This is a genomic window from Streptomyces inhibens, from assembly GCF_003389455.1.
GTDB classification, from domain to species: Bacteria; Actinomycetota; Actinomycetes; order Streptomycetales; family Streptomycetaceae; genus Streptomyces; species Streptomyces inhibens.
In genome coordinates this window covers 1-1687 of record NZ_QUAC01000296.1, presented here as the reverse complement: position 1 = coordinate 1687, position 1687 = coordinate 1, and the positions used below count along the sequence as shown (strand labels likewise).

The 1687-nt window shown below is 75.8% G+C and carries 1 protein-coding gene and 1 pseudogene; both read right to left on the bottom strand.

Annotated elements, in window-relative coordinates; translation table 11 throughout:
• A pseudogene (locus DY245_RS47120) lies at window positions 1–342 on the bottom strand (DUF4232 domain-containing protein); the annotation flags it as partial.
• A 188-nt stretch (window positions 343–530) separates the two neighbouring features.
• On the bottom strand, window positions 531–1687 hold a 1157-nt coding region (locus tag DY245_RS33030; protein ID WP_244943417.1), incomplete at its 5' end, for an AAA family ATPase.

Below are 1687 nucleotides of genomic sequence, written 5' to 3'. Positions count from 1 at the left end.
GTGGCCACCGCGCCCCGCGGACACCTGCTCCGCCCGGCCGCCGTCGGTCCGCGCACCGCCCTGCCCGGCACCGCCGCCCGTGGCCGCCGACTCCTCGGGCGCCTTGGCCGCCGGGTCCTTGGCGTCCTGGGGTGCCGGGTTGAACGGCTTGGCGGCGCTGGTCTTCAGCGGGTTGTCCTGGCCACCGCAGGCGGTGAGGGAGAGCGCGGCGACGGCGGTCAGCCCGGCCGCGGCGATCCGCAGCGTACGGCGGCGGACGGCACGGGACGTACGAGGGCTGCCGGCGGCGGCCTCGGTGCGGGCGTCGGTGCTGGCCTCGGTGCGGGCGTCGTTGCGCGGCATTTCCGGTCTCCCCCGGTCGGTGGTCCACACCGCGCCTGCGGTGCGTACTGCGGTCTGGCCTCGGTTCTTCCTGCGGTGTGAGACCAGATTGCCGCCCGCCGCTGCCGTGCCACTAACGTGCGCCTAACGCCCCGCGCTCGCCCGCAAAAACGTGCTCAACCACCCGTCGGCCGCGACGCAGCCACGGCTCAGCCGCGCCCGTCTCCCTCGTCGCCGCCCGTATCGCCCTTGCCGCCCCTACCGCCGCCGCGCTCACCACTGTCACGGCGCTCACCACGACGGTCACCGCGGCTATCGCTCTCACCGCGCTCATCCCGCGCGAACAGCTGCGTCAGCGTGCTGATCGTGTAGACATCGGTGGCCTCTTCGTCCACCAGATGCATCTCCGCGAGCCGGTCCAGCCCGTCCTGGGTGCGCTCCGGGTCGTATCCGGCCAGCGCCGCCGCCACCGACGCGTTGAGATGTCCGTCCGCGCTGGTCGCCAGCGCACTGAGCAGCCGTGCGTCGTCCGCCGACAGCCGGGCGACCGACATCCGCAGCGCCGCCGCGATCCCGGTGTCCTCCGCCGACAGCAGCGCCAGCCGCCGCCGTTCGTCGCGCAGTGCCGCGGCCAGCCGGGCCAGCCGCCAGCGCGGCCGGGCGGTCAGCTGGGCGGCCGCGGCCCGCAGCGCCAGCGGCAGACCGTCGCACAGATCGACCAGTTCCCGGGCGGCGGCCGGGTCCTCGGCGACCCGCTCCTGGCCGAGCATGGCGCCGAGCAGCGCCGCGCCTTCCTCGTGACCCAGGGTCTGGAGTCCGACCGGCCGTGCGCAGTCGGTGGCGACCAGGCCGTCGAGGCGGCTGCGGCTGGTGACGACCGTGACGCAGTGCGGGCCGCCGGGCAGCAGCGGCCGTACCTGCGCCGAGCTGCGCGCATTGTCGAGGACGACCAGCAGCCGGCGCTCCGCGACCAGTGACCGGAACAGCGCCGAGGCGGCCTGCGCCGAGGTGGGCACCCGCTCCGGCGGTGTGCCGAGCGCGAGCAGGAAGTCGCGCAGGATCTCGGCCGGCGGCGCCTCGTCGCCCTCACCGAAGCCGCGCAGATCCGCGAAGAGCTGACCGTCGGGGAAGGCCCCGGCGTGCAGATGCGCCCACTGTACGGCGCAGGCGGTCTTGCCGACGCCGGCCGGTCCCGCGACCACCGCGAGCGGGCTCTCACCGGTCGTACGGTCCGTCAACACATCCGTCAGCGCGGTGAGCTGGGACTCCCGTCCCAGAAAGCGCGCGGGCGGCCTGGGCAGCAGCCGCGGCGCCGCACCGGCCCGCCCGGACCCGCCCCGGGCACCACCGTCGGCCGCACTCGCCG